Source organism: Streptomyces albiflavescens, from assembly GCF_014645835.1.
GTDB classification, from domain to species: Bacteria; Actinomycetota; Actinomycetes; order Streptomycetales; family Streptomycetaceae; genus Streptomyces; species Streptomyces albiflavescens.
Genome location: NZ_BMMM01000004.1, coordinates 215470 through 240625 on the forward strand (window position 1 = coordinate 215470; position 25156 = coordinate 240625).

Here is a 25156-nt window from a genome sequence, read left to right on the forward strand (position 1 = left end):
GCATTCGACGGTACGTGCGGATATACGGCTTCACCTGCCGAGTGCCCCAAAGATCCGACCTGGGGAGGACGGGGGCGCGGGGGAGTGATGCCCTGGGTGTAGGGGGAGCTGGTTACTCCGCAGCAGTGGCGGCCTGGTCCGGGCCGGCGGCCGCGGCGCGTTTGATGGCGGCGTCGCGCTTGCGGACGTACCAGATGCCGATCAGTCCGAGGCCCGCGCCGGCCAGGCACGTCCACACCCACCAGGTGTGCCCGTGGTCGTCGAACCAGCCGTAGAACGGCAGCTGCACCAGGAAGAGGACGAACCAGAGGATCGTGCCGCCCGTGATGGTGGCGACGACGGGGCCCTCCAGGGGCTCCGGCGCCTCGTGCTTGGGGGTCCACTTCGCCATGTGCACAGCTTACGAGGCCGCGGATCGGGCGCGAGCCGGGCCCGTGCGCGCCCTTGTGTACCAACGGTCTACGCGCGGAGATAGCGATTTCGGACTCATATGTTCATACTGAAACGGTCTGAGTCTGGCTCTTTCTCTTCGTACGAAACACCAACGGAAGCAGCGAAGAAACCCGCTGGTGATCGCGTAACGGCCAGACTCGATCAAGCTCCCAGCCCGGCGCCTTCCCCCGCTCTCGACTCCGCTCGAGCGTGGCCCCATCGTCAGGGCGCCCGTATCGGCCCCGCAAGGCCCCGCACGATGAGGTCACGCATGTCCACCTCGGCCCTCACCAAGGCCCCCACGCCGGAGCAGCCGGAGCCCCGCCCCGCGCAGGGTGCCCTGGACCGCTACTTCAGGATCTCCGAGCGGGGCTCCAGCGTCCCGCGCGAGATCCGCGGCGGTTTCGCCACCTTCTTCGCGATGGCCTACATCATCGTGCTGAACCCGATCATCCTGGGCAGCGCGAAGGACATGTACGGGCACCACCTGGACAACGGCCAGCTGGTCACCGCGACCGCCCTCACCGCGGCGTTCACCACGCTCCTCATGGGTGTCATCGGCAACGTGCCGATCGCGCTGGCGGCGGGCCTGGGTGTGAACACGGTCGTCGCGCTCCAGCTCGCCCCGCGGATGTCGTGGCCGGACGCGATGGGCATGGTCGTCCTCGCCGGCTTCGTCGTGATGCTGCTGGTCGCCACCGGCCTGCGTGAGCGCGTCATGAGCGCGGTGCCGCTGGGCCTGCGCAAGGGCATCTCGATCGGTATCGGCCTGTTCATCATGCTGATCGGTCTGGTCGACTCCGGCTTCGTCTCGCGCATCCCGGACATCGCGCAGACCACGGTCCCGCTCCAGCTCGGCGCCGACGGTCACCTCAACGGCTGGCCCGTCCTGATCTTCGTCCTCGGCACGCTGCTCACCCTCGCGCTGATCGTGCGCAAGGTGCCGGGCGCGATCCTGATCTCGATCGTCACGATGACCGTCCTCGCGGTGATCATCAACGCCGTCGCCACCATCCCGTCCTGGGGTCTGACCACCCCGAAGTGGCCCGGCAACCCGGTCGCCACCCCCGACTTCGGGCTGGTCGGCAAGGTCAGCCTCTTCGGCGGCTTCGGCAAGGTCGGTGTGCTGACCGGCATTCTCTTCGTCTTCACCGTGCTGCTGTCGTGCTTCTTCGACGCGATGGGCACGATCATGGGCGTCAGCGACGAGGCCAAGCTGACCGACGCGCAGGGCAACATGCCCGGCATCAACAAGGTCCTGTTCGTCGACGGCATCGCGGTCGCCGCGGGCGGTGCCACCTCCTCCTCGGCCACCACCTGCTTCGTGGAGTCCACGGCGGGCGTCGGCGAGGGCGCCCGCACCGGCTTCGCGAACGTCATCACCGGCGCGCTCTTCGCCGTGGCGCTCTTCCTGACCCCCGTCGCCACGATGGTCCCGTCCCAGGCCGCCACGCCCGCGCTCGTCGCGGTCGGCTTCCTGATCATGTCCCACTCGGTCAAGGAGATCGACTGGGCGGACTACACGATCGCCATCCCGGCCTTCGTGACGATGATGATGATGCCGTTCACCTACTCGATCACGAACGGCATCGGCATGGGCTTCATCACCTTCGTGGTGCTGCGCCTGGCCGCCGGTCGCGGCCGCGAGATCCCCGTCGCGATGTACGTGGTGTCGGCGGTGTTCGCCTTCTACTACCTGATGCCGGCCCTGGGTCTGACGTAAGCGGCCGTACGGGGTCTCAGGTGACCCCGTAGAACTTCTCCGTCTCCTCGACCGCGGTCTGGAACCGCTCGTCGAAGTCATCGCGAATGAGCGTCTGGACGACATAGTCCTGGACGCTCATTCCGCGTTTGGCGGCGTGATGCCGGAGCCGGTTGAGCAGCTCCCCGTCCATCCGCAGGCTGAGCACGCTGGTCCCCATGGAGTCGAGGGTCGCCGGACCGCGGTCGGCGAGGGGTCACTTTCCGGAGCGGGCTCACTCATACGAGTGATGTCGGGGTTCGGTGGCGCGGTTCACGGGCATTGTGGTGGTCTTTAGGGAGAGTAATGAGTTACTCTAAGGACATGCCTGACCTCACCCATGGCGACGACGAGGCCGCCGTGAACGCCTTGCGCTCCGCAGTGATGCGGTTGTCGCGTCGACTCAAGCACCAACGGGTCGACGAGTCGCTGAGCCCCACCGAGATGTCGGTGCTCGGCACCCTGGCCCGCTGCGGCACCGCCACGCCGGGCGAGCTCGCCCGCAAGGAGCATGTGCAGCCGCCCTCGATGACGCGCATCGTCGCGCTGCTCGAAGCCAAGGGTCTGGTCAGGCTGGAGCCGCACCCCGAGGACCGGCGCCAGAAGGTCGTCACGCAGACCGACAAGGCAGAGGCGATGCTCGAAGAGAGCCGCCGCAAACGGAACGCGTTCCTGGCCGGACTGGTCGAGGCCCTCGACGACGACGAATGGGCGAAGCTTCGCGAAGCGGCCCCCGTTCTGGAAAAGCTCGCGCATCTGTGACCACCCGCGGCCCTCTCCCGAGAGGGCCGCTCCCCTGTTTCGACCATCGCCGACGCCCTCCCATGACGCCGACGTCAACGACTGACCAGGAGGCGAGCCCTTTTGAGTACGGGACCCGGAGCAGACTCCGCCCCCGCACCAGCCACCCACGACTCCCCGCCCGCTCCCGACCGTTCGCCCCGCGCGACGCGTTCCTCCTCGATGTTCAGCTCGCTGAAGATCCGGAACTACCGCCTGTTCTTCCTCGGCCAGGTCGTCTCCAACACCGGCACCTGGATGCAGCGCATCGCCCAGGACTGGCTGGTACTGAGCCTGACCGGCTCGTCCGCCGCGGTCGGTATCACCACCGCGCTGCAGTTCCTGCCGATGCTGCTCTTCGGGCTGTACGGCGGTGTCCTCGTCGACCGCCTCCCCAAGCGGCCCACGCTGCTCGTGACGCAGCTGGCGATGGCCGTCACCGGCCTGGCGCTCGCCTTCCTCACCCTCTCCGGCCATGTCCAGGTCTGGCACGTCTACCTGGCCGCCTTCGCCGTGGGTCTCGCCACGGTCGTCGACAACCCGGCCCGCCAGTCCTTCGTCTCCGAGATGGTCGGTCCGGGCCAGCTGCAGAACGCGGTCAGCCTGAACTCGGCGAACTTCCAGTCGGCCCGTCTGGTCGGCCCCGCCGTGGCGGGGCTGCTGATCACCGGCGTCGGCACCGGCTGGGCCTTCCTCTTCAACGGCCTCTCCTTCGTGGCGCCCATCGCGGGCCTGCTGCTGATGCGCGCTCGTGAACTCCATGTGGTCGAGCGGGCGCCGCGTGGCAAGGGCCAGTTGCGCGAAGGCCTTCAGTACGTGGCGCGCCGCCCGGAGTTGATCTGGCCGATCGTCCTCGTCGGCTTCATCGGCACCTTCGGCTTCAACTTCCCGGTCTGGCTGTCGGCATACGCGGACGACATCTTCCACGCGGGCGCCGGCGCGTACAGCCTCTTCAACGCGCTGATGGCGCTCGGCTCACTGGCCGGCGCGCTGCTCGCCGCCCGCCGCGGCACGGCCCGGCTGCGCGTTCTGATCGCGGCGGCGGTGGCCTTCGGCGCGCTGGAAGTGGTGGCGTCGGCGGCCCCCTCCCTCTGGCTCTTCTCCCTCCTGATGGTCCCGATCGGCATCTTCGGCCTGACGGTCAACGTCACCGCGAACACTTCGGTCCAGATGGCCACCGATCCCGCCATGCGCGGTCGGGTCATGGCGCTGTTCATGATGGTCTTCATGGGTGGTACGCCACTGGGGGCACCCCTCGTCGGCTGGATCACCGACGCCTACGGCGCCCGCGTCGGCTTCGCCCTCGGCGGCCTGATCTCGTTGGCGGCCGCGACCACGATCGGCCTGATCCTGGCCCGTATCGGCGGCCTCCGCCTCTCCCTCGGCTGGAACCACGGCCACCCGCACGTCCGCTTCGTACCGAAGGAGCAGCGGGAGGAGGAGCTGGCCCCGGCAGCCTGACGACGGGCGGCTGCGCACGGCGTGCGTTCCGTGCCGGGCGGGGGTCGCCGGATGATCCATTCCCTGGAAGGGTGACGCCATGAGACTTTTTGCGGCGGTGCTGCCTCCGGAGGGTGTGATCCGTGAACTCGCCTCGGAGGTCGATGAGTTGGAGCGGCTGCCGGCGGCCGAGGCGTTGCGGTGGACGGGCCGCCCTGGCTGGCACTTCACGCTCGCGTTCTACGGAGAGGTGGACGAGGAGATCGTCCCGGACCTCTCGGAACGGCTGGCGCGCGCGGCCCACCGTACGGACCCCTTCCCCGTGTCCCTGCGCGGCGGCGGCCACTTCGGCGGGCGTGCCCTGTGGGTGGGTGTGGCAGGCGACCTGGAGACCATGCGGCTGCTGGCCGACCGGGCGGAGGCGGCGGCGCGCAAGGCGGGCATCCCGATGGGGCAGCACCGCCCGTACCATCCGCATCTGACCGTGGCCCGCAGCCGCGGTTCCGCGCACTTCGGGGCATACGTCACCGCGTTGGGCGACTTCGAAGGGCAGGAGTGGACGGTGGGGGAGCTGTGCCTCGTCCGCAGCCGGCTGCCGAAGTCGGGGGTACCCGGGGAGCAGCCCCGTTATGAGGCGGTCGCCCGCTGGACGCTGGGGGCGGCCGGTTAGGCTCGATGCGTGGACCCGAAGACCCGTAACCGGATCATGGCCGGTGTGCTCGTGCTGATGTTCGTCGTGGTGGCGCTGGCGGCGGCGGTCAGGTAACATCCCGCCACCGCCCGCTGCGGCATGCCCTCGCGGGCTACCAGGCGAAGGCCTCCGGCGACGGCCCAGGACCCGGGAAGATCTCGTCCAGAGAGGCCAGGACCTCCTCCGACAGCTCCAGGTCGACGGCGCGCAGCGCGGACTCCAGCTGCTCCGCGGTGCGCGGGCCGACGATGGGCCCGGTGACACCGGGCCGGGTCAGCAGCCAGGCCAGCGCGGCCTCGCCGGGCTCCAGGCCGTGCTTGTCGAGCAGATCCTCGTACGCCTGGATCTGCGCGCGGATGGTGGTGTTGGCGAGGGAGTCGGCGGCCCGGCCGCTCGCCCGGCGCCCGCCCTCGACCTCCTTCTTGATCACGCCGCCGAGGAGACCGCCGTGCAGCGGCGACCACGGGATGACCCCGAGCCCGTACTCCTGCGCGGCCGGGATGACCTCCATCTCGGCGCGCCGCTCGGCGAGGTTGTAGAGGCACTGTTCGCTGACGAGGCCGATCGTGCCGTTGCGCCGCGCGGCGATCTCATTGGCCTGGGCGATCTTGTACCCGGGGAAGTTGCTGGATCCCACGTAGAGGATCTTCCCCTGCTGGACCAGCACGTCGATCGCCTGCCAGATCTCCTCGAAGGGAGTCGCGCGGTCGATGTGGTGGAACTGGTAGATGTCGATGTAGTCGGTCCGGAGCCGCTTGAGACTGGCGTCGACCGCCCGCCGGATGTTGAGCGCGGAGAGTTTGTCGTGGTTGGGCCACGGGTCGCCGTCGGCCGCCATGTTCCCGTACACCTTGGTGGCGAGGACCACCTTGTCGCGCCGCTCGCCGCCCTGGGCGAACCAGCTTCCGATGATCGATTCCGTACGGCCCTTGTTCTCGCCCCAGCCATACACGTTCGCGGTGTCGACGTAGTTGATCCCCGAGTCCAGCGCCGCGTCCATGATGGCGTGGCTGTCGGCCTCATCGGTCTGCGGACCGAAGTTCATGGTGCCGAGGACGAGCCGGCTGACCTTCAGTCCCGTGCGTCCGAGCTGCGTGTACTTCATGAGTCCTTAGCCAACGACGTGGAGTGCGCTCTAGGCAAGGGCGTTCGCCCTCGTGGCGGGTCGGGTGGGCGAGGTCGTGAAGTGACCGTGGGGCCGCCCGCTTCCTGTTCGTTGCCGGAGGCGGCGGTTTGGCTTTGTAGTCGTGGGTCGACGCGTCCCCCCTCGCGGCGTGCCGGGCGGAAGTCCTCGATGGGGGTCCCCCCGCGCGAGCGAAGCCGAGCGTGGGGGAGGAGCTACTAGGGCTTTTGTCCGGTGCGGCGAGTGGGGGCACCTCCCACGCCCTTAAGGCAGTGGGGGAGCGTGCCGGGCGTCGCGACGCCGCGGAGATCCATCAGAAACCCCCTAGTCGCGGGGGAACCCGTCGGTCTTGAGGGTGAGGCCGACCACCGTGTCGGTGAGGTCCACGATGTCGCCGAAGGCGATCTTCGTCTCGGTCGCATAGTCGCCGTCCTTGGGCCGAGTGAACAGGCGGCACCTGCCCTGGTAGGGGTCGACGATGAGGTAGACGGCGACTTCGGCGAGGGCATACGTGAGCTTCTTGGGGCCGTAGTCATTGGCGGCGGTGTCCTTGGAGATGACCTCGGCCACGAACTCGACGTCCTGGTAGCGCCATCGGCCCTTGCTGTCCTTGACCGATCGATCGGTCATCGCTGCCACGTCGCAGGCGAAGCCGTTCAGGTGTCCGGGGAAGTCGATCCGTACGTTCGATGCCAGCCGCTTGCGCGGGTACTTGGCGCGCAGTTGCTCCACGATGTCGAGGATGATCTCCCAGTGGGTTTGCCGCTGCGGTGACATGAAGATGTTCCCCCCGACGATCTCGACCTTGGTTCCCTCGGGGATGGGCATCTTCTCGAGCCACTCGAACATGACGTCCAGAGTCAGCTCGCCGCTGTCGTCGGCCATCTCGATCCTGTCTTCAAGGACGGTCATCGTGGCGCTCCTCCTCGGCTGCCACCTGGTCGAGTGCAGCCGCGCGGTACAACGCTACGCACGGTGACCAGGCAACGCCGGGAATCAGTCGGGCGGTTTCGGCCGGGTACGGCTCGCCCAGGTCCCAGGGCCCAGGCCCCAGGTCGCAGGTCCCACCTCACCCCGCGCCCAAGGCGTCCCCCTGGACGAGGGCGTGCAGGTGCTGGTCGTGCCAGCCGTCCGCGTGGAGCAGGGCGCCGCGCATGGTGCCTTCGAGGGAGTAGCCGGCCTTGGCCGCCACTCGGCAGGATGCCGGGTTCGCCACCGAGTGGCACAGTCGCAGGCGGTGCAGCCCAAGCTCCTCCAGGGCCCACCGGCTGACGCGCCGCACGGCCTCGACCACGACACCGCCGCCGCGGGCCGCGGGCAGGATCCAGTAGACGATCTCGGCGCTGCCGCCGATGAGATCGATGTCGTTCCACCCGATGAGTCCCATGGCCCCGCCGCTGTCGTCGTCCGACCGTGCGATGGCCCAGATCGCGCCCTGCTCGCTCCGCCAGCGCTCGTGCATCCGCGCGATCCTCTTGCGCGCGTCCTCCGGTGACTCCACGTACAGGAGGTTCCATTGGCGAATCGCCGGATCCTGGCCCGCGGCCACCAGGGCGTCGGCGTCGCCGGGGCGCCATGGGCGCAGCTCCAGGCCGTGGGGGAGGTCGAGAACCGGTTGCTCGGACCGGGCCATCCGACCTGCGGGAACGACAGGAGTTATGGGGGAGTTGGCGATCATCGCGGCATCGTGCCACATGCCTTTCGGCGGACGATATCCCTAATCCCGGGGGAACTCACCGGTCTTGAGGGTGAGGTCGAGGGGAGTGGCGGTCATGTCTACGTCCGTGCCGAAGGCGACGGAGAGCTCGCTGAGGTATTCGCGTCCTTGGGCCGCGTGTAGAGGTGGCACTTGCCCTGGTAGGGGTCTGCGACGAGATAGACGGACACTTCAGCTGTTGGCGTCGGCCATGGCGATCCTGTCGTCTACGACGGTCATCGTGGCGCTCCTCCCCGGCCGCAACCCGGTCGAGTGCAGCCGCGCGGTACAACGGTACGCACGGTGACCAGGCAACGCCGGGAATCGTCAGACGGTTTCGGCCGCGTAGGGCTCGCCCAGGTCCCACGCCTGGTACATCGCCTCCGCGAACCCCTCCGCGATCTTGTGCTCGCCGCTCGCGTTCGGGTGCGTGCCGTCGTACGTGTCGAAGTGGATGTCGTACGAGGGTGGCGGGGAGGCGAGGAGGAGCGGGGAGCGGGGTTCGTCGAGGTCGGCCACGGTCTTGGCGAGGAGTTCGTTGAAGGCGGCGACCTCGGCGGCGAAGGGCGCGTCGGACTCGGCGCGGACGTTCGGTATCACCGGGAGCAGGGCCATGCGGATGCGCGGGTTCGCGGCGCGGGCCTGCTCGATGAAGGCGCGGGCGTTGTCCGCCGTCTGGGCCGCGTTCGTGTAGAAGCCGAGGTCGATGAGGCCGAGGGAGACCAGCAGGACGTCGGCGCGCTGCGCGCGGACCGCCTCGCGGATCAGCGGGGCCATGTGCAGCCAGCCCTCGCCCCAGCCGGCCAGGTGGGCGCGGGGGAAGTCCGGTTCCGCGTACTCGTACGAGTCGGGGGAGTCCGTCGCCTTGTCGTAGAGCGTCTCGCGCGGGCCGACGATCTTGAACGGGCCCCCGTACGTCGCGCGCAGGTGCTGCCACATTCGGTAACGCCATGTGTGTTCGCCCGCGCTACCGATCGTCATGGAGTCGCCGACGGGCATGAACCTGAGCATCCGCTCATCATGGACGATCAGCGGGGGCGTCTCGGGCCGTGGGGATGTGAGGCTGGACACGCCGTCGTGCGGGACGCGCCTCCACGCGAGGCACGCCTCCGAGCGAGACGCCTTCCACGCGAGGCACGCCTCCGAGCGAGACGCCTTCCACGCGAGGCACGCCTTTGAGCGAGACGCCTTCCACGCGAGGCACGCCTTTGAGCGAGACGCCTTCCACGCGAGTTCGGCAGGCGGCCACCGCGTGAACCGTCCGCGGAGATGGCAGGCTTGGAGCCATGCGCCGATCGCCTTCGCTTCTCGCCGGAGCCGTCCTCGTCGTCGCCCTGGCGGCGCCGGCCGTCGCCGACAGCGCGGACAACGGGTTCACCATCAAGGACCCCAGGATCACCGAGTCCAGCGGACTCGCCGCCTCGCACGCCCACCCGGGCATCTACTGGACCCACAACGACAGCGACGACGGGGCGTACTTGTACGCCGTCGACAGCAGGACGGGCAGGACCGTCGCCACCATCACCATGAGCGGGGTCGGTGCCCCCCGGGATGTCGAGGCCATCTCCATCGGCCCGGACGACAACCTCTACGTCGGCGACATCGGCGACAACCTCGGCGGCAAGTGGGACCACGTGTGGATCTACAAGCTGCCCGAGCCGAAGGTGCTCAAGGACCAGACGATCCGCGCCACGCAGTACGTCGTGAAGTACGCGGACGGGCCGCGCAATGCCGAGTCGCTGATGGTCCATCCCAAGACCGGGCGCGTCTACATCGTCGACAAGAACGAGGACGGCGGCCACCTCTACGAGGGCCCCGCCCAGCTCTCCGCCTCCGGCACCAACGTCTTCAAGCCCGTCGCCACGATCGACCTCTGGGCCACCGACGGCGCCTTCTCGCCCGACGGCAAGCAGCTCGCCGTACGCGGGTACTTCGGCGGGATCGCGTACGACTGGAACGGCGGGAAGATCAAACGTCAGGGGCGGCTGAACGTCCCCCTGCAGGGGCAGGGCGAGTCCCTCACCTACACCCCCGACGGGTCCGAGCTCATGTACGGGAGCGAGGGCGCGGACAGCGGCGTGCAGCCGGAGAGCGTGCCCGGGTACCCCGGGTCCGGGTCCAACTCGCCTTCGAAGGGCGGCAGTTCGGCCTCCGGGGACAACGGCGACGGGCTGAGCGACGGGTTCAAGGTCGGCGCCATCGCGGTCGCAGCCGCCTTCGCCGTCGTCATCGGCTTCAAGCGGCTGCTGCGCCGGAGCTGACTTTCGTCACTTCACGTACTCGCCGACGCCGATCACAACGGCGCGGTCGCGGTGGGCGGTTCGGCGGGTTTCGGGTTCGGGGGAGCGCCCGGGGGCGGTGCCGTACCCGCGGTTTCCTGCACGGCGACATGAGAGAGGGGCGCCCGGCGAGTGCCGGGCGCCCCCATCCTCGTACGAACGGTTACAGCTTCTCGATCACGTAGTCGACGCACTTCGTCAGGGCCTCGACGTCCGCCGGGTCGATCGCCGGGAACATCGCGATGCGGAGCTGGTTGCGGCCGAGCTTGCGATAGGGCTCGGTGTCGACGATGCCGTTGGCGCGGAGGGCCTTGGCGACGGCGGCGGCATCGATCTCGTCGGCGAAGTCGATCGTGCCGATGACCTGCGAGCGCTTGGCCGGGTCGGCGACGAACGGCGTGGCGTACTTGGAGTCCTCGGCCCAGGTGTAGAGGCGGGTCGAGGAGTCCTTCGTGCGGGCCGTGGACCAGGCGAGGCCGCCCTGGCCGTTGATCCACTCCAGCTGCTCGTTGAGGAGGAAGAGGGTGGCGAGGGCCGGGGTGTTGTACGTCTGGTTCTTGCGGGAGTTGTCGATCGCCGTGGGAAGGCTGAAGAACTCCGGGACGTGGCGGCCGGACGCGTGGATCCGCTCGGCGCGCTCGATCGCGGCCGGGGAGAAGACGCCGATCCACAGGCCACCGTCGGAGGCGAAGGACTTCTGCGGGGCGAAGTAGTAGACGTCGGTCTCGGCGATGTCGACCGGGAGGCCGCCGGCGCCGGACGTGGCGTCCACGAGCACCAGCGCGCCCTCGTCGGCGCCCGCGACCCGCTTGATGGGGGCGGCGACACCGGTGGAGGTCTCGTTGTGGGTGAAGGCGTAGACGTCGACGCCCGCCTCGGCCAGGGGCTCCGGGTGGGTGCCGGGGTCGCTCGCGATCACGGTCGGCTCGGCCAGCCAGGGGGCGAGCTTGGCGGCCTTGGCGAACTTGGAGCTGAACTCGCCGAAGCTGAGGTGCTGCGACTTGTTCTCGATCAGGCCGTGGGTCGCGATGTCCCAGAACGCGGTGGAGCCGCCGTTGCCGAGGATGACCTCGTACCCGTCGGGGAGCGAGAACAGCTCGCGTACGCCGTCGCGGACCTTGCCGACCAGGTTCTTCACCGGGGCCTGGCGGTGGGAGGTACCGAGCAGAGAGCTACCGGTCGCGGCCAGCGCGTCAAGCGCCTCCGTACGCACCTTGGAGGGGCCCGCGCCGAATCGTCCGTCGGCGGGCTTGATGTCAGCGGGGATCTGGATATCAGCCACGATCGGAGCCTAGCCGTTTCGGGAAACCTGGGCGAAACGTCGTCCGTCGGGTGAGACGGGGCTCCGCCCCCAGACCCCCCGTGTCGCGCTGAGTGGTGCGCCCCGTCAGGGGTGCGGGGAACTGCGCGACCAGCCCCCACCACCCGCAGCCGCAGAACAACCGAGCGGGGCCTGGGGCGGAGCCCCAGGCAGGGGACGGGTGGAGGGGAGGGGGGCGAAAAAACCCGGACCTCAGCCCAGTCGTACCGGGAGTTCGAACAGGTCGTTCTGGGTCACCACCGGCTTGTTGCGGAGCTCGGACGCGGGGATCGCCGGATCGAGGGACGGGAAGCGGGTGTACAGGGCCGGGAGGGCGACCGCCGCTTCCAGGCGGGAGAGGGCGGCGCCGGGGCAGACGTGCGGGCCGTGGCCGAAGGAGATGTGCCGGTTTTCGCTCGTGCGGGTGATGTCGAAGTCGCCGGCGGTCGGACCGTGAGCCTGCTCGTCACGGCCGATCGCGCCGTACGACACGATCAGGGCGTCCCCCGCGGGGAGCACCTTGTCGCCGACCGGAACGTCCTGCGTCGCGAAGCGGATCAGGACGTGGGAGGTGGGGGTGGAGTAGCGGAGGGTCTCCTCGATCACCGACGCCCAGTCGGCCTCGCCGGAGAGAACGAGGGCGCGTTGGCCGGGGTGGGTGGGGAGGTTGACCACCGCGTTGACGATCAGCGAGATCGTCGTCTCGTGACCCGCCGCGACCATCAGCTGCAGGGTGGAGACGATCTCCTCGTCGGTGAGGTGGTCGCCGTCCTCGGAGGCCAGGATCAGCGCCGATGTGAGGTCGTCGCCGGGCTCGGCGCGCTTCGCCGCGACCGTCTGCGCCATGATGCCCGACAGCTCGGTCAGCGTCGCGATGACCTCCGCCGGCGGGGTCTGCGTCGAGAAGAACTTCTCGAAGAGTTCCTTGAGGCGGGGAAGCCGGGACTCGTCGATGCCCATGAGGTCGGCGATGACGTACATGGGGAGGGGGTAGGCGAAGTCCGCCTTCAGGTCGATCACCTCGCCGGCCTCCGGCAGGCCGTCCAGCAGGCCCTCCGTCAGCTTGGTGATCCGCTCGCGCATCTGCTCCACCCGGCGCGGGGTGAGCGCCTGGGCGACCAGCGTGCGCATGCGCCGGTGGTCCGCGCCGTCCACCGTGAGTATGGAGCGGCCCGGGTTGGCGAGCCCGATCAGCGGCCAGTCGGGGGGTATCTCGCCGCGCTGCCAGGCACCCCAGACGTTGATGTCCTTCACCAGCCGGGGGTCCGTGAGCAGGGCGCGGGCCTCGGCGTGGCGGGTGACCGCCCATACGGGGACGCCGCCCGGCAGTTCGACGGCTGCGAGCGGGCCCGCGGCGCGCAGTGCCGCGCTCTCGCCCTCCAGGCCGGTGACGAAGGGGTCCAGGGCGATACGAGTGGTCATGCGGCAGGGCCTCCGAGAGCGGGAGTGGGCGTGAATCTCACGGGGAGTTCGGTCAGGCCCCGCAGCCACGGGGACGGCCGCCGCGTCAGCGACTCGGCGGGTACGGCCAGGTCGATGTCCGGCAGCCGGTCCAGTACGACCTCGATCCCCGTCCGCGCGATCACCTCCGCGACCTCCTGGGCCGGGAACGGGCAGCGGTGCTCCCCGTGGCCGAAGGAGAAGTGGGCGTTGTTGCCACCGGTGAGGGCGGAGCCGTCGGTGCGGACCTGGGGATCGGAGTTGGCGCCCTGGAGGCCGAGCAGCAGCAGGTCGCCGGCGCGGACGCGGCGGCCGCCGAGCTGGGTGTCGCGGGAGGCCCAGCGCCCCGCCACGTTCTGGGTGGGGGTGTCCTCCCACAGGACCTCGTTCATGGCCTCGGCCAACCTGTGCCGGCCGCCGAACAGCGACGCCGCGAACCGCTCGTCCGTCAGCATCAGGCGCAGCGAGTTGCCGATCCAGTCGGCGGTCGGCTGGTGCCCCGCGGCCATCATGACCATCAGGTCCTGCATCACCTCTTCGTCGGTGAAGCCGCCGCCGTCCGGGGCATGTCCCGGTTCCTGCGTATGCCCCGGCGCATGCCCCGGTTCTTGCGAACGACCGGGTTCTTGCGAGCGACCCAGGACGGCGACGGAGTCGGCGAGGCGGCCCGCCTGCGCGATGCGGTGGTCGAGGTGGAGGAGGTCGGCGAGGACCTCCTCGTCGGAGTGCCGCTCCTCCATGGCGCGCAGGTCGGCGAGCATGCCGGTGGCCAGCGCCTGCATGCGGCCCGCGGCGTTGGCGGTCGCCGAGATCGCGGCGGCGCGTTCGCTCGTGGCCTGCCGGGCGCGCTCGGCCAGCCGGGCGTTCTCCTCGGCGAGGCGAGTGCGTTCGCCGGTGAGCTGCTGCCGCTCGGCCGCGAACTCCTCGGTGAGGCGCGCGCGTTCCTGGGCGGCCGCCTCGGTCAGACGCACGCGTTCCCGGGCCGCCGCCTCGGTCAGGCGGGCCCGCTCTCGTGCGGCGTCGTCGGCCAGCCGGGACCGCTCCTGGTTGAACTCCTCGACCAGTCGGGCCTGATGCTCAACTCGCCGTCACTATATGGGAGTTCGTGATCGAATTGGGAAGCTTCTGGAAGCGGTTGCATGATCGAACGTGATCGGGCCGCGATCCGTCTGCGATCCGTTCGCAATCTGTCTGCGATCCGTTCGCGATTCGGGGTGCGCGGCTGACGGTCACTGTCGGAGCCCGGCGGCATCCTGGAGACATGACGGATCTCGGGGAGCAGGGCACACCGGCGTCGGCGGCCGATCTCGCGGGGCTGCGGACCGGGCTGGAGCGGGCGGTGCGCGGTGAGGTCGCCTTCGACGCGACCGCGCGGGCGCTGACCACCATGGACGCGTCCAACTACCGGCGCGTCCCACTCGGCGTCGTCTCCCCGCGCGACGCCGACGACGTGGCGGCGGCCCTCGCCGTGTGCCGCGCGCACGGCGTGCCGGTGGTGCCGCGCGGCGGCGGCACGTCGATCGCCGGGCAGGCCACGGGCACGGGCATCGTCCTGGACTTCACACGCCATATGAACCGGATCGTGTCGCTCGACCCGGGGGCCCGTACGGCCGTGGTCCAGCCCGGTGTCGTACTGGACCGCCTCCAGGACGCCGCCGCCCCGCACGGCCTGCGCTTCGGCCCCGACCCCTCGACCCACAGCCGCTGCACCCTCGGCGGGATGATCGGCAACAACTCGTGCGGTTCCCACTCGGTGGCCTGGGGCACGACGGCGGACAGCGTGCGGGAGCTGTCGGTGGTCACCGGTCATGGGGCCGCCGTGCGCCTCGGCCAGGACTGGGCCGGTGCCCCCGATGGCCTCCGGGCCCTGGTGGAGGGCGAGTTGGCGCGCCTGCGCACCGGCTTCCCGGACCTCCCGCGCCGTATTTCCGGGTACGCGCTGGATGCCCTCCTGCCCGAGAAGGGCGCGGACGTCGCCCGCGCCTTCTGCGGCTCCGAGGGCACCTGGGGGGTGCTGACCGAGGCGGTCGTAGGACTGGTGGAGGCGCCGCACGCGCGGGCACTGGCCGTGCTGGCCTACCCGGACGAGAGCGCGGCGGCGGAGGCGGCCGCGGGGCTGCTGCCGCACAGGCCGCTCACGGTGGAGGGGATGGCCGCGGATCTCGTGCCGGCCGGCGCGGGGCTGCCGCGGGGCGGTGCCTGGCTGTTCGTGGAGACGGGCGGCGCGTCGGAGGCGGAGGCACGCGCGCGTGCGGACACGATCGTGCGCGCGGCGGACGTCACGGACGCCCTCGTGGTCACCGATCCGGCAGGGCAGCGCGCCCTGTGGCGCATCCGCGAGGACGCGAGCGGTACGGCGACCCGGATGCCGGACGGCAGCGAGGCCTGGCCCGGCTGGGAGGACTGCGCGGTGCCGCCCGCCCGGCTGGGCGGGTATCTCCGCGACTTCAGAGGCCTGCTGTCCGCCCACGGCCTGCGCGGCACGCCGTACGGGCACTTCGGCGACGGCTGCATCCACGTGCGCATCGACTTCGACCTGATGAGTTCCGAAGGTGTGGCCCGCTTCCGGCGCTTCTCCGAGGAACTCGCGGCCCTGGTCGTGTCGCACGGCGGCTCCCTGTCCGGCGAGCACGGGGACGGGCAGGCACGCGCGGAGCTGCTCCCCACGATGTACGGCGCCGAGATGGTGGGCCTCTTCGAGCGGGCCAAGGGCATCTGGGACCCGGACGACCTCCTCAACCCCGGGATGCTCGTACGCCCCCACCGGCTGGACGAGAACCTGCGGTTCGCGGTGCTCCCGCGGAAGCCGGTGGACGTGGTGTTCGGCTATCCGGCGGACGGCGGGGACTTCTCGGCGGCGGTGCGCAGATGTGTGGGGGTCGCCAAGTGCCGTGCTCCCATGTCGGCGGGCACGGGTGTCATGTGTCCTTCCTTCCGGGCGACCGGCGAGGAGGAGCACTCCACGCGCGGGCGGGCCCGGCTGCTGCACGAGATGCTCGCGGGCGAGGTCGTGACGGACGGCTGGCGGTCCACCGAGGTCCGTGACGCGCTGGACCTGTGTCTCTCCTGCAAGGGGTGCAAGTCGGACTGCCCGGTCGGCGTCGACATGGCCACGTACAAGGCGGAGTTCCTCCACCACCACTACGAGGGGCGACGTCGCCCGGCCGCGCACTACGCGATGGGGTGGCTGCCGGTCTGGCTGGCGGCGGTGACCCGGACGCACTCGGCCCGGCTGGTCAACGCCCTCGCGTCGGTGCGTCCGTTGGCCGCCCTGGCCAAGCGGCTGGGCGGGATCGCGCCCGAGCGGGAGATTCCGCGGGTGGCGCGGGAGACGTTCAGCGGGTGGTGGAGGCGGCGGTTCAAGGAGCGGGCGCGGGCGTTCGTGCGGGATGCGCGGCGCGGGCAGCGGGGGGCGTTCCCGGGGCTCGGAGGGGACGCCGTCGTGCTGTGGCCGGACACCTTCACCGAGTACCTGTCTCCGTCCGTCGGCAAGGCGGCCGTACGGGTCCTGGAGGCGGCGGGGCTGACGGTGATGCTGCCGCCGACGATCCGGATGAGGTTCGGGCCGGCGCTGGAGGGACTGGCCGCATACCTGGCGGAGGGCGCGTCGGATGAGGCGCCGGTCGGGGACGGGAAGTTGCACGGCCCCATCGGGGACGGGGTGCCGCTGCGGCCGATCGCCTTCAACACGCTGCTGTCGCGCCGCCAACGCGTCTGCTGCGGACTGACGTACGTCTCGACCGGCCAGCTCGACCGCGCCCGCGCCGTGCTGCGCCGCACGCTGGACCTGATGGGGCCATATCTGCTGATGGACGACACCTCGGTTGTCGTCCTGGAACCGAGCTGCGCCGCCGCGCTGCGCACCGACCTCCCGGAGCTGCTGCCCGACGACCCCCGGGCGGCGCGTCTGGCCGCGGCAGTGCTGACCTTCGCCGAGGCGCTGGAACGCCATGCCCCGCACTGGACCCCGCCCCGTCTGGACCGCCCGGCCGTCGGTCAGACCCACTGCCACCAGCACGCGGTGCTCGGCGACGCCGCCGACCGCCGGCTGCGCGAGGCGGCGGGCCTGACCGGAACCCTCACGGGCGGCTGCTGCGGCCTCGCGGGCAACTTCGGCTTCGAGAAGGGCCACTACGAGGTGTCGAGGGCCTGCGCGGAGGAGCAACTGCTCCCAGCCGTCCGCGCGGCCACCGACGACGCGGTGATCCTGGCGGACGGCTTCTCCTGCCGCACCCAACTGGAGCAGCTGGCGGGGCGGAGGGGGCGTCACCTCGCCGAGGTACTGGCGGAGGCGCTGCCGGAGGGACACCCGTAAGTACGCTGGCAGGTCCACCGAGCCGAGGACCTCCGGACGCACGGATCCACGGAGCTGTCGGCCCACGGAGCTGTCGGCCCACGGAGCCCCGGAGTCATGGATCCACGGAGCCACGGAGCCACGGAGCCACGGAGCCACGGACTCCAGAGCAACCCCGAGACCCCTCAGACCCCCCAGAACCCTCAGATCCCTCAGATCCCCCAGAACCGTCAGACCTCTCAGACCTCTCAGAACCCTCAGAACCCCGAGGAGCAGCGAGCATGAGTCTCCGTCTTCAGGCGATCACCCGTGAAGAACACCTCGCGTTCGTCAGGACGCGGCCCGCGGCCAGCCACATGCAGGTGCCGTCGTGGGGCGATGTGAAACCGGACTGGCGGGCAGAGAGCCTGGGATGGTTCGACGACGGCGGTGATGGCCATGGCGCGGGCGGAGGCGGGCGACTGGTCGGCGTCGGGCTGGTGCTGCTGCGCCCGCTGCCGAAGGTGAAGCGGTACCTCGCGTATCTGCCCGAGGGACCGGTCATCGACTGGCACGCGGCGGACCTCGCCGAGCGCTGGCTCGAACCGATGCTGGCGTACCTCAAGACGCGGGGCGCGTTCTCGGTGAAGATGGGGCCGCCCGTCGTCGTACGCCGATGGAGCGCGGACGCGGTCAAGGCGGCGATCGCCGATCCGGCGGCGCGGCGGCTGGGGGACGTGGAGGCCACGACGTACGAGCCGGACGCCGTCGGGGTCGCGGAGCGGCTGCGCCGCATGGGCTGGCGGCGGACCGAGCCGGGCGGCGAGGACGGCTTCGCGGCCGGACAGCCGCGATACGTCTTCCAAGTGCCGTTCGCCGGCCGGTCGTTGGACGAGATCCGGCGTGGGCTCAACCAGCAGTGGCGGCGCAACATCAAGAAGGCCGAGAAGGCCGGTGTGAAGGTGGTGCGGGGCGGCCACGACGATCTGCCCGCCTTCTACGAGCTGTACGCCGAGACCGCCGAACGCGACCGTTTCATCCCGCGCCCGCTGCCGTACTTCCAGCGTATGTGGACCGCGCTGACGGCCGAGGACCCCGACCGCATGCGGCTCTACCTCGCCCACCACGACGGCGACGTCCTCGCGGCGGCCACGATGCTCACTGTCGGCAGCCATGTCTGGTACTCCTACGGCGCCTCCACCAGTCGCAAGCGTGAGGTCCAGCCCAACAACGCCGTCCAGTGGCGCATGATGGCCGACGCCCACGAACTCGGCGCCGCCGTCTACGACTTCCGCGGCATCACCGACACGCTGGAGGAGTCCAACCACCTGCTGGGCCTGCTCCGTTTCAAGGCGGGCGCGGGCGGCGAGGCCGTCGAGTACCTCGGCGAGTGGGACTTCCCGCTCAACCGCCTGCTGCACAAGGCGCTGGACGTGTACATGGCCCGCCGCTGACGTTCGCGCGCGAGGGAGGCTCCGGTCGGAGTGCCCGCTGGGGATCCGATGTACGCCTATGGCGCCGCGGTGGCCTGGCCGGGCCGCCACCCGGCCGACGGCGCTTCCGACTCCCTCGCGGACGGCGCTCCCGACTCCCTCGCTGACGGCTGGTACCCGTACGCCGGCACCCTCCCGGCAGTCGAGACCGGCGCCCACTTCTCCGGACCCGTTCCGGGCCATTACCTGCCGGGGGCCGCTCCCGACCACCTCTCCGACGGCCGCCCCCTCTTCCGCGACGAGGCGCCCTGGACAGGTGCCTGACGGCCCGCACCGACACCTCTCCACCCCGAGCGCCCCGGACAGTTGCGCAACGGGTTCACACACCTGACGGAGTCCATTACCCTGGACTCAGAGGTACACCACGATGAACGAAACCCTGAGTCGATTCCCTGGAAGGCCCCGTGAACACCCCCAGCGCCGCCCCGTCCTCCCCGGCCCCTGCCGCCCCCGCTACGGCATCGGTGCCCACGGCGGGCGTACCCGCGGCGGGCGGCCCGCGCCGACGGGGCTCCCTCGGACCCCTGGGACTGGTCCTCGCCGGAGGCATCTCCGTGCAGTTCGGCGGCGCCCTCGCGGTGACGCTGATGCCACGGGTCGGCGCCCTCGGGGTGGTGACGCTGCGGCTGCTGTTGGCCGCGATCGTGCTGCTCGCTGTGTGCCGCCCCAAGGTGCGCGGGCACTCACGCGCCGACTGGGGCACGGTCGTCGTCTTCGGCGTGACGATGGCCGCGATGAACGGCCTCTTCTACCAGGCGGTTGCCCGCATCCCGCTGGGCCCCGCGGTCACGCTCGAAGTGCTCGGCCCGCTCGCGCTCTCCGTCCTCGCGTCCCGCCGCGCCGTGAACCTGATCTGGGCCGGCCTCGCCGTCTGCGGCGTCTTCCTGCTCGGCGGCGGAGGCTTCAGCAGCCTCGACCCCACGGGTGTCGCCTTTGCCCTGGGTGCCGGCGCCATGTGGGCGGCGTACATCATCTTCAGCGCGCGTACGGGGCGACGCTTCCCCCAGGCCGACGGACTCGCCCTCGCCATGGCCGTCGCGGCGGTGGCGTTCCTGCCCTTGGGGATCGTCGAGTCCGGTTCGAAGCTCGTCGTGCCGGCCACGGTCGCGCTGGGCGCCGCGGTGGCCGTCCTGTCCTCGGTCCTCCCGTACACCCTCGAACTCCTCGCCCTGCGCCGCCTGCCCGCCTCCACCTTCGCCATCCTGATGAGCCTCGAACCGGCCGTCGCCGCCACCGCCGGTTTCCTCGTCCTGAACCAGGCTCTGTCGGCCACCGAGGCCCTGGCGATCGCCCTGGTCATCGCGGCGAGCATGGGGGCGGTGCGGACCCAGGTGGGGCGAGGGAAGGCCAAGGGCTTGGAAGGGGAGTTGGGGACCGGCGGCTGACCGGCCCACGGCCGAGCCGAGCCGTGCCGACTGTCCGGCCCGCGAGCTGCGTCGCGTCGGCTGTCCGGCCTGCGAGCTGAGCAGAGCCGATGGACAGGCCACGCCCGAGCCGAGCGGACTGACCGTCCGGCCCACGGCCGAGCCGACCCGGCCCACCGGCCCCGGCTCGATTCGCGCCCGCTCAGCTCATGCGCTGCAACGGCCGCATATAGCCGTACGGCCGCTCGTGTTCGCCGAACCACAGCTGCGGTGCCCGCTCGTAGGCGGCCTGGGCGAGTTCGCGCCCCCACTGGCGGCTGGCGTACATCGGGATTCCGATCCGGTAGCGGCGGTCCGGCAGGCCGGGGCGCAGCGGCTCGTCCCGCACGACGAGCGGCTTGAGCAGCGGGTCGGACGCGTCGACAACGCCGTACGGGCACAGCTCGAGGCTCATCACCTTCTGGCCGGCCTTGGCGTTGCCCTTGTGCGCCCAGTACAGCCCGACCCCGGCGAGTGACTGCCACGGCACCACCGTCTGCCGCTCGCGGCTGTGCCGCCACCACACTCCGTACGCGTCGAAGGCGAGCAGCGTCCCGCGCCCCGCCCACAGCGCGTACGTCATCAGCGCCCCGAGCCCGCCCCAGAGCAACAGCCACACTCCGGCGAAGACCCACTGCCCGACCCCCGCCCCGCCCTTGCCCGCCGTGACGACGAGCGGGAGCGGTGCGAGGAGGAGTGCGATCAGCGTGCCCGGCAGCCCGGTCCGGAGCCGACGCATTCCGAAGCGGTAGACGGCGGCGTCGGGGCCGGGGTGGGGCGGCGGAGGGGGAAACATGGCGGCAGAGCCTAGCGGGGTGATCTGTGCATGGCGAAGTCGCCCGGGTCTCGCCGGCAGGACGATGCGGTGGCTGCATCTGCGTCAATTAATGCAAGCATGCTTGCTTGTTTCTCAGGTCGCTGCCATGCTCCCGGACACGCAACGTCGTGCCCCGAGGGGAGCGCATCGTGTCCGACCCGTCGTCCGTGATCGACGATCTGCACCGGGAGAGCGAGGAACTCGACCGGCTGGTGGGGGAGTTGGGTGAGGGGCAATGGGGTCTCGCGACGCCCGCTCCCGGGTGGACCGTCGCCCACCAGATCGCGCATCTCGCCTGGACCGACCGCTCCGCGCTGCTCGCCGTGACCGACGCCGAGGCCTTCGCCAAGGAGGTCGAGAAGGCGCTCGCCTCGCCCGACGGATTCGTGGACGACGGCGCGGCGGAGGGGGCCGCACTGCCGCCGGCCCGGCTGCTCGCCGAGTGGCGGGAGGGGCGGGCCGCGCTGGAGGAAGCCCTGCGCGCGGCACCCACCGGAACCCGGTTTCCCTGGTACGGCCCACCCATGTCGGTCGCCTCTATGGCCACCGGCCGTCTTATGGAGACCTGGGCCCACGGACAGGACGTGGCCGACACGTTGGGTGTGGTGCGCGCACCCACGGACCGGCTGAAGCATGTGGTGCGCATTGGCGTGCGGGCCCGTGATTTCGCGTTCGGGGTGCGGGGGCTCACCGTGCCCGGTGAGGAGTTCCGGGTCGAACTCGTCAGCCCCTCGGGCGCGTTGTGGACCCACGGCCCGGCCGACGCCGCCCAGCGTGTCACCGGCCCCGCCCTCGACTTCTGCCTGCTGGTGACCCAGCGGGCGAACCGCGCCGACCTCGCCGTACGGGCGGAGGGTCCCGACGCGGACCGCTGGCTGGACATCGCGCAGGCCTTCGCGGGGCCGCCGGGCGCCGGACGTGGGCCGAAGGGAGCCGCAGGGTGACCGCCGTACCACCGCTGCGCATCGGCAACGCCTCCGGCTTCTACGGCGACCGCTTCGACGCCATGCGCGAGATGCTCACCGGGGGTCCGCTGGACGTCCTCACGGGCGACTACCTCGCCGAGCTGACGATGCTCATCCTGGGCCGCGACCGGCTGAAGGACCCGAAACGCGGATACGCCAAGACCTTCCTGGGGCAACTGGAGGAGTGCCTCGGCCTCGCGCACGAGCGAGGCGTCCGCCTCGTCGCGAACGCGGGCGGCCTCAATCCCGCCGGACTCGCCGATGCCGTACGCGCGTTGGCCGACCGGCTCGGCATCCCGGTACGCGTCGCCCACGTCGAGGGCGACGACCTGACGCACCGGTACGCGGGGAGTCTCGCCGCGCACGCCTACCTCGGCGGCGCGGGCATCGCGGCGTGCCTGCGCGAGGGCGCGGACATCGTCGTCACGGGGCGGGTCACGGACGCCGCGCTCGTCACCGGGCCCGCCGTCGCCCACTTCGGCTGGGGGCCGCGCGCGTACGACCGGCTCGCGGGCGCCGTCGTCGCCGGGCACGTCCTGGAGTGCGGCACCCAGGCCACCGGCGGCAACTACGCCTTCTTCGCCGACCACGACCCGGCGAGCCTGCGCCACCCCGGCTTCCCGCTCGCCGAGCTCCACGAGGACGGCACGAGCGTCATCACCAAACACGACGGCACCGGCGGCCTCGTCGACGTCGGCACGGTCACGGCCCAACTCCTGTACGAGACACAGGGCGCCCGGTACGCGGGCCCCGACGTCACCGCCCGGCTGGACTCGGTCCGGCTCACCCAGGAGGGCCCCGACCGGGTACGGATCGAGGGCGTGCGCGGCGAGGCCCCGCCCCCCACCCTCAAGGTCGGCCTCAACCGGCTCGGCGGCTTCCGCAACGAGGTCGTGTTCGTCCTGACGGGGCTCGACATCGAGCAGAAGGCCGCCCTGGTGCGGGCCCAGCTGGAGGCCGCGCTCGACGCCGCCAAGTCCCGCCCGGCGGACGTCCGCTGGGACCTCGCCCGCACCGACCGTCCCGACGCCCCCACCGAGGAGACCGCGAGCGCGCTGCTCCGGCTCGTCGTGCGGGACGCGGACCAGAACGCGGTGGGCCGGGCGCTCAGCGGCGCAGCCATCGAGCTGGCGCTGGCGAGCTACCCCGGATTCCATGTGATGGCGCCACCTGGGACGGGCGCGCCCTATGGGGTCTTCGAGGATCTGTACGTCCCCCATGGGGCGGTGGACCATGTGGCGGTCCTCCATGACGGGCGACGGGTCCCGGTGGCTCCGGCGGAGGACACCCGCGTACTGGAGACGCCCGAAGAGCCCCCGCTGCCCGAGCCGTTGCCCTCGACCGGACCGACCCGCCGCGCTCCCCTCGGGCTCATCGCCGGTGCCCGGAGCGGGGACAAGGGCGGGAACGCCAACGTCGGCGTGTGGGCGCGATCCGACGACGCCTGGCGGTGGATGGCTCACGAGCTGACAACGGACAGATTTCAGAATCTGATAACGGAAAGCTCTCGCCTGAAAGTTGTCCGTCACCTACTGCCCAACCTCCGCGCCCTCAACTTCGTCGTCGAAGGCATCCTCGGCGAAGGCGTCGCCTCCCAGGCCCGTTTCGACCCCCAGGCCAAGGCCCTCGGCGAATGGCTCCGCTCCCGCCACCTGGACATACCGGAGACCCTCCTGTGACCGTCCTCTCCTCCGCGCTCGACATCAACAGCGCCGACTACACCGCCCACCGCGAAACCATGCTCACCAAGCTCGCCGAGCTGGACGCCGAGCACGCCAAGGCGCTCGCGGGCGGCGGCGAGAAGTACGTCGCCCGGCACCACAAGCGCGGCAAGCTGCTCGCGCGGGAGCGGATCGAGCTGCTGCTCGACCCGGACACGCCCTTCCTGGAGCTGTCGCCGCTGGCGGCCTGGGGAAGCGCCTCCCCCGAGTACACAGTCGGCGCCTCGCTCGTCACCGGCATCGGGGTCGTCGAGGGCGTGGAGTGCCTGATCACGGCGAACGACCCGACCGTACGGGGCGGTGCCAGCAACCCCTGGAGCCTGAAGAAGGCGCTGCGGGCCAATGACATCGCCCTCGCCAACCGGCTGCCCTGCATCAGCCTCGTCGAGTCGGGCGGCGCCGATCTGCCGTCCCAGAAAGAGATCTTCATCCCCGGGGGTGCGATCTTCCGCGACATCACGCGGCTGTCGGCGGCCGGAATCCCCACCGTGGCCGTGGTCTTCGGGAACTCCACCGCCGGAGGCGCGTACATCCCCGGCATGTCCGACCACGTGATCATGGTCAAGGAGCGGGCCAAGGTCTTCCTGGGCGGGCCGCCGCTGGTGAAGATGGCCACCGGCGAGGAGAGCGACGACGAGTCCCTGGGCGGTGCCGAGATGCACGCGCGCGTGTCGGGTCTCGCGGACTACTTCGCCGTCGACGAGCAGGACGCGCTGCGGCAGGCCCGGCGCGTGGTGGCCCGGCTCAACCACCGCAAGGCGTACGGCGATCCGGGTCCGGCGGCCCCGCCCAAGTACGACGAGGAGGAGCTCCTGGGGATCGTCCCCGGCGACCTGAAGCACCCCTTCGACCCGCGCGAGGTCATCGCCCGCATCGTCGACGGTTCGGACTTCGACGAGTTCAAGCCCCTCTACGGGACGAGCCTCACGACCGGCTGGGCGACGCTCCACGGCTACCCCGTCGGCATCCTCGCCAACGCCCAGGGCGTGCTCTTCAGTGCCGAGTCCCAGAAGGCCGCCCAGTTCATCCAGCTGGCCAACCAGCGCGACATCCCCCTCCTCTTCCTGCACAACACCACCGGCTACATGGTCGGCAAGGAGTACGAGCAGGGCGGCATCATCAAGCACGGCGCGATGATGATCAACGCGGTGAGCAACTCGCGCGTCCCGCATCTCTCCGTGCTCATGGGGGCCTCGTACGGGGCCGGTCACTACGGCATGTGCGGGCGGGCGTACGACCCGCGCTTCCTCTTCGCCTGGCCCAGCGCCAAGTCGGCGGTCATGGGCCCCCAGCAGCTCGCGGGTGTCCTGTCCATCGTCGCCCGGCAGTCGGCGGCGGCGAAGGGGCAGCCGTACGACGAGGACGCCGACGCCGCCCTGCGCGCCATGGTGGAGCAGCAGATCGAGTCGGAGTCCCTGCCGATGTTCCTGTCCGGGCGGCTGTACGACGACGGGGTCATCGACCCGCGCGACACCCGCACCGTCCTCGGCCTGTGCCTGTCCGCGATCCACACGGCGCCGTACGAGGGCGCGCGTGGCGGCTTCGGCGTCTTCCGGATGTGA

21 protein-coding genes and 2 pseudogenes are annotated in these 25156 nt (G+C 70.9%); 12 read left to right on the forward strand and 11 right to left on the reverse strand.

The window, feature by feature from the left end; genetic code table 11:
• Positions 1 to 112: 112 nt before the first annotated feature.
• A complete protein-coding gene (locus IEY95_RS13385) occupies positions 113 to 391 on the reverse strand; it encodes a DUF2530 domain-containing protein (RefSeq protein WP_189186205.1) in 279 nt (92 codons plus the stop codon).
• A 312-nt stretch (positions 392 to 703) separates the two neighbouring features.
• On the opposite strand from IEY95_RS13385, the gene IEY95_RS13390 reads away from it, so the two are divergent.
• The gene (locus IEY95_RS13390) at positions 704 to 2155 is read left to right on the forward strand and encodes an NCS2 family permease (protein ID WP_189186206.1); all 1452 of its coding nucleotides are present in this window, start codon (positions 704 to 706) and stop codon (positions 2153 to 2155) included.
• Positions 2156 to 2171: 16 nt separating this feature from the next.
• Here IEY95_RS13390 and IEY95_RS13395 read toward each other — a convergent pair whose 3' ends face one another.
• Positions 2172 to 2354 (reverse strand): ribbon-helix-helix protein, CopG family, encoded by a 183-nt coding sequence (locus IEY95_RS13395; protein WP_189186207.1) that lies wholly within the window; start codon positions 2352 to 2354, stop codon positions 2172 to 2174.
• A gap of 143 nt (positions 2355 to 2497) precedes the next feature.
• Between IEY95_RS13395 and IEY95_RS13400 the strand changes: the two genes are divergently transcribed.
• From IEY95_RS13400 to thpR, 3 genes are all read left to right on the forward strand, one after another.
• Positions 2498 to 2935, forward strand: a complete 438-nt coding sequence (locus tag IEY95_RS13400) for a MarR family winged helix-turn-helix transcriptional regulator (protein WP_189186208.1) — start codon at positions 2498 to 2500, stop codon at positions 2933 to 2935.
• A 102-nt stretch (positions 2936 to 3037) separates the two neighbouring features.
• The gene (locus IEY95_RS13405) at positions 3038 to 4414 is read left to right on the forward strand and encodes an MFS transporter (RefSeq protein WP_189186209.1); all 1377 of its coding nucleotides are present in this window, start codon (positions 3038 to 3040) and stop codon (positions 4412 to 4414) included.
• A gap of 79 nt (positions 4415 to 4493) precedes the next feature.
• Positions 4494 to 5063, forward strand: coding sequence for an RNA 2',3'-cyclic phosphodiesterase (thpR, locus tag IEY95_RS13410; RefSeq protein WP_189186210.1), 570 nt, complete (start codon positions 4494 to 4496; stop codon positions 5061 to 5063).
• 133 nt (positions 5064 to 5196) lie between these two features.
• Here thpR and IEY95_RS13415 read toward each other — a convergent pair whose 3' ends face one another.
• The 5 genes and pseudogenes from IEY95_RS13415 to IEY95_RS13430 all read right to left on the reverse strand — a co-directional run bounded on the left by IEY95_RS13415 (position 5197) and on the right by IEY95_RS13430 (position 8914).
• A complete protein-coding gene (locus tag IEY95_RS13415) occupies positions 5197 to 6189 on the reverse strand; it encodes an aldo/keto reductase (RefSeq protein ID WP_189186211.1) in 993 nt (330 codons plus the stop codon).
• A gap of 342 nt (positions 6190 to 6531) precedes the next feature.
• The gene (locus IEY95_RS13420; protein WP_189186212.1) at positions 6532 to 7119 is read right to left on the reverse strand and encodes a Uma2 family endonuclease; all 588 of its coding nucleotides are present in this window, start codon (positions 7117 to 7119) and stop codon (positions 6532 to 6534) included.
• Between the two features lie 157 nt (positions 7120 to 7276).
• On the reverse strand, positions 7277 to 7885 hold the full coding sequence (locus IEY95_RS13425) for a GNAT family N-acetyltransferase (RefSeq protein ID WP_189186213.1): 609 nt from the start codon (positions 7883 to 7885) through the stop codon (positions 7277 to 7279).
• A 39-nt stretch (positions 7886 to 7924) separates the two neighbouring features.
• A pseudogene (locus IEY95_RS48910) lies at positions 7925 to 8100 on the reverse strand (Uma2 family endonuclease); the annotation flags it as partial.
• Positions 8101 to 8230: 130 nt separating this feature from the next.
• A complete protein-coding gene (locus IEY95_RS13430) occupies positions 8231 to 8914 on the reverse strand; it encodes an SGNH/GDSL hydrolase family protein (protein ID WP_189186214.1) in 684 nt (227 codons plus the stop codon).
• 275 nt (positions 8915 to 9189) lie between these two features.
• Here IEY95_RS13430 and IEY95_RS13435 point away from each other — a divergent pair, with 275 nt between their 5' ends.
• Positions 9190 to 10164 (forward strand): WD40 repeat domain-containing protein, encoded by a 975-nt coding sequence (locus IEY95_RS13435; protein WP_189186215.1) that lies wholly within the window; start codon positions 9190 to 9192, stop codon positions 10162 to 10164.
• Positions 10165 to 10345: 181 nt separating this feature from the next.
• Here the strand turns inward: IEY95_RS13435 and serC are convergent, their stop codons facing one another.
• The 3 genes and pseudogenes from serC to IEY95_RS13450 form a co-directional block, all read right to left on the reverse strand.
• The gene (serC, locus tag IEY95_RS13440) at positions 10346 to 11464 is read right to left on the reverse strand and encodes a phosphoserine transaminase (RefSeq protein ID WP_189186216.1); all 1119 of its coding nucleotides are present in this window, start codon (positions 11462 to 11464) and stop codon (positions 10346 to 10348) included.
• Between the two features lie 231 nt (positions 11465 to 11695).
• Positions 11696 to 12904, reverse strand: coding sequence for a cytochrome P450 family protein (locus tag IEY95_RS13445; RefSeq protein WP_189186217.1), 1209 nt, complete (start codon positions 12902 to 12904; stop codon positions 11696 to 11698).
• Positions 12901 to 13482 (reverse strand): annotated as a pseudogene (locus IEY95_RS13450) (cytochrome P450 family protein); the annotation flags it as partial. The pseudogene IEY95_RS13450 and the gene IEY95_RS13445, both read right to left, overlap by 4 nt.
• Before the next feature lie 701 nt (positions 13483 to 14183).
• On the opposite strand from IEY95_RS13450, the gene IEY95_RS13455 reads away from it, so the two are divergent.
• The 4 genes from IEY95_RS13455 (at position 14184) to IEY95_RS13470 (ending at position 20073) form a co-directional block, all read left to right on the forward strand.
• Positions 14184 to 17237, forward strand: a complete 3054-nt coding sequence (locus tag IEY95_RS13455) for an FAD-binding and (Fe-S)-binding domain-containing protein (protein WP_189186218.1) — start codon at positions 14184 to 14186, stop codon at positions 17235 to 17237.
• 260 nt (positions 17238 to 17497) lie between these two features.
• A complete protein-coding gene (locus IEY95_RS13460; RefSeq protein WP_189186219.1) occupies positions 17498 to 18649 on the forward strand; it encodes a lipid II:glycine glycyltransferase FemX in 1152 nt (383 codons plus the stop codon).
• Positions 18650 to 18679: 30 nt separating this feature from the next.
• Positions 18680 to 18952, forward strand: a complete 273-nt coding sequence (locus tag IEY95_RS13465; protein ID WP_189186220.1) for a hypothetical protein — start codon at positions 18680 to 18682, stop codon at positions 18950 to 18952.
• Positions 18953 to 19092: 140 nt separating this feature from the next.
• The gene (locus tag IEY95_RS13470; RefSeq protein WP_189186221.1) at positions 19093 to 20073 is read left to right on the forward strand and encodes an EamA family transporter; all 981 of its coding nucleotides are present in this window, start codon (positions 19093 to 19095) and stop codon (positions 20071 to 20073) included.
• 181 nt (positions 20074 to 20254) lie between these two features.
• Here the strand turns inward: IEY95_RS13470 and IEY95_RS13475 are convergent, their stop codons facing one another.
• Complete coding sequence (locus IEY95_RS13475; RefSeq protein ID WP_189186222.1) at positions 20255 to 20887, reverse strand: hypothetical protein; 633 nt, start codon at positions 20885 to 20887, stop codon at positions 20255 to 20257.
• A gap of 170 nt (positions 20888 to 21057) precedes the next feature.
• Here IEY95_RS13475 and IEY95_RS13480 point away from each other — a divergent pair, with 170 nt between their 5' ends.
• The 3 genes from IEY95_RS13480 to IEY95_RS13490 are packed head-to-tail and all read left to right on the forward strand — an operon-like array spanning position 21058 to position 25156.
• The gene (locus IEY95_RS13480) at positions 21058 to 21852 is read left to right on the forward strand and encodes a TIGR03084 family metal-binding protein (protein ID WP_189186223.1); all 795 of its coding nucleotides are present in this window, start codon (positions 21058 to 21060) and stop codon (positions 21850 to 21852) included.
• Positions 21849 to 23552 (forward strand): acyclic terpene utilization AtuA family protein, encoded by a 1704-nt coding sequence (locus tag IEY95_RS13485; protein ID WP_189186224.1) that lies wholly within the window; start codon positions 21849 to 21851, stop codon positions 23550 to 23552. Before IEY95_RS13480 ends, IEY95_RS13485 begins: the two co-directional genes overlap by 4 nt.
• The gene (locus IEY95_RS13490; protein ID WP_189186225.1) at positions 23549 to 25156 is read left to right on the forward strand and encodes an acyl-CoA carboxylase subunit beta; all 1608 of its coding nucleotides are present in this window, start codon (positions 23549 to 23551) and stop codon (positions 25154 to 25156) included. The genes IEY95_RS13485 and IEY95_RS13490 overlap by 4 nt, the downstream gene beginning before the upstream one ends.

Excerpts from the sequence above, each read along its gene's own strand:
- IEY95_RS13395 (WP_189186207.1), bottom strand. The coding sequence starts at position 2,354 with ATGGGGACCAGCGTGCTCAGCCTGCGGATGGACGGGGAGCTGCTCAAC.
- IEY95_RS13435 (WP_189186215.1), top strand. The coding sequence starts at position 9,190 with ATGCGCCGATCGCCTTCGCTTCTCGCCGGAGCCGTCCTCGTCGTCGCC.
- IEY95_RS13455 (WP_189186218.1), top strand. The coding sequence starts at position 14,184 with ATGACGGATCTCGGGGAGCAGGGCACACCGGCGTCGGCGGCCGATCTC.
- IEY95_RS13425 (WP_189186213.1), bottom strand. The coding sequence starts at position 7,885 with ATGATCGCCAACTCCCCCATAACTCCTGTCGTTCCCGCAGGTCGGATG.
- IEY95_RS13415 (WP_189186211.1), bottom strand. The coding sequence starts at position 6,189 with ATGAAGTACACGCAGCTCGGACGCACGGGACTGAAGGTCAGCCGGCTC.
- IEY95_RS13430 (WP_189186214.1), bottom strand. The coding sequence starts at position 8,914 with ATGCTCAGGTTCATGCCCGTCGGCGACTCCATGACGATCGGTAGCGCG.
- IEY95_RS13390 (WP_189186206.1), top strand. The coding sequence starts at position 704 with ATGTCCACCTCGGCCCTCACCAAGGCCCCCACGCCGGAGCAGCCGGAG.
- IEY95_RS13420 (WP_189186212.1), bottom strand. The coding sequence starts at position 7,119 with ATGACCGTCCTTGAAGACAGGATCGAGATGGCCGACGACAGCGGCGAG.
- IEY95_RS13400 (WP_189186208.1), top strand. The coding sequence starts at position 2,498 with ATGCCTGACCTCACCCATGGCGACGACGAGGCCGCCGTGAACGCCTTG.
- IEY95_RS13460 (WP_189186219.1), top strand. The coding sequence starts at position 17,498 with ATGAGTCTCCGTCTTCAGGCGATCACCCGTGAAGAACACCTCGCGTTC.
- thpR (WP_189186210.1), top strand. The coding sequence starts at position 4,494 with ATGAGACTTTTTGCGGCGGTGCTGCCTCCGGAGGGTGTGATCCGTGAA.
- IEY95_RS13385 (WP_189186205.1), bottom strand. The coding sequence starts at position 391 with ATGGCGAAGTGGACCCCCAAGCACGAGGCGCCGGAGCCCCTGGAGGGC.
- IEY95_RS13475 (WP_189186222.1), bottom strand. The coding sequence starts at position 20,887 with ATGTTTCCCCCTCCGCCGCCCCACCCCGGCCCCGACGCCGCCGTCTAC.
- IEY95_RS13445 (WP_189186217.1), bottom strand. The coding sequence starts at position 12,904 with ATGACCACTCGTATCGCCCTGGACCCCTTCGTCACCGGCCTGGAGGGC.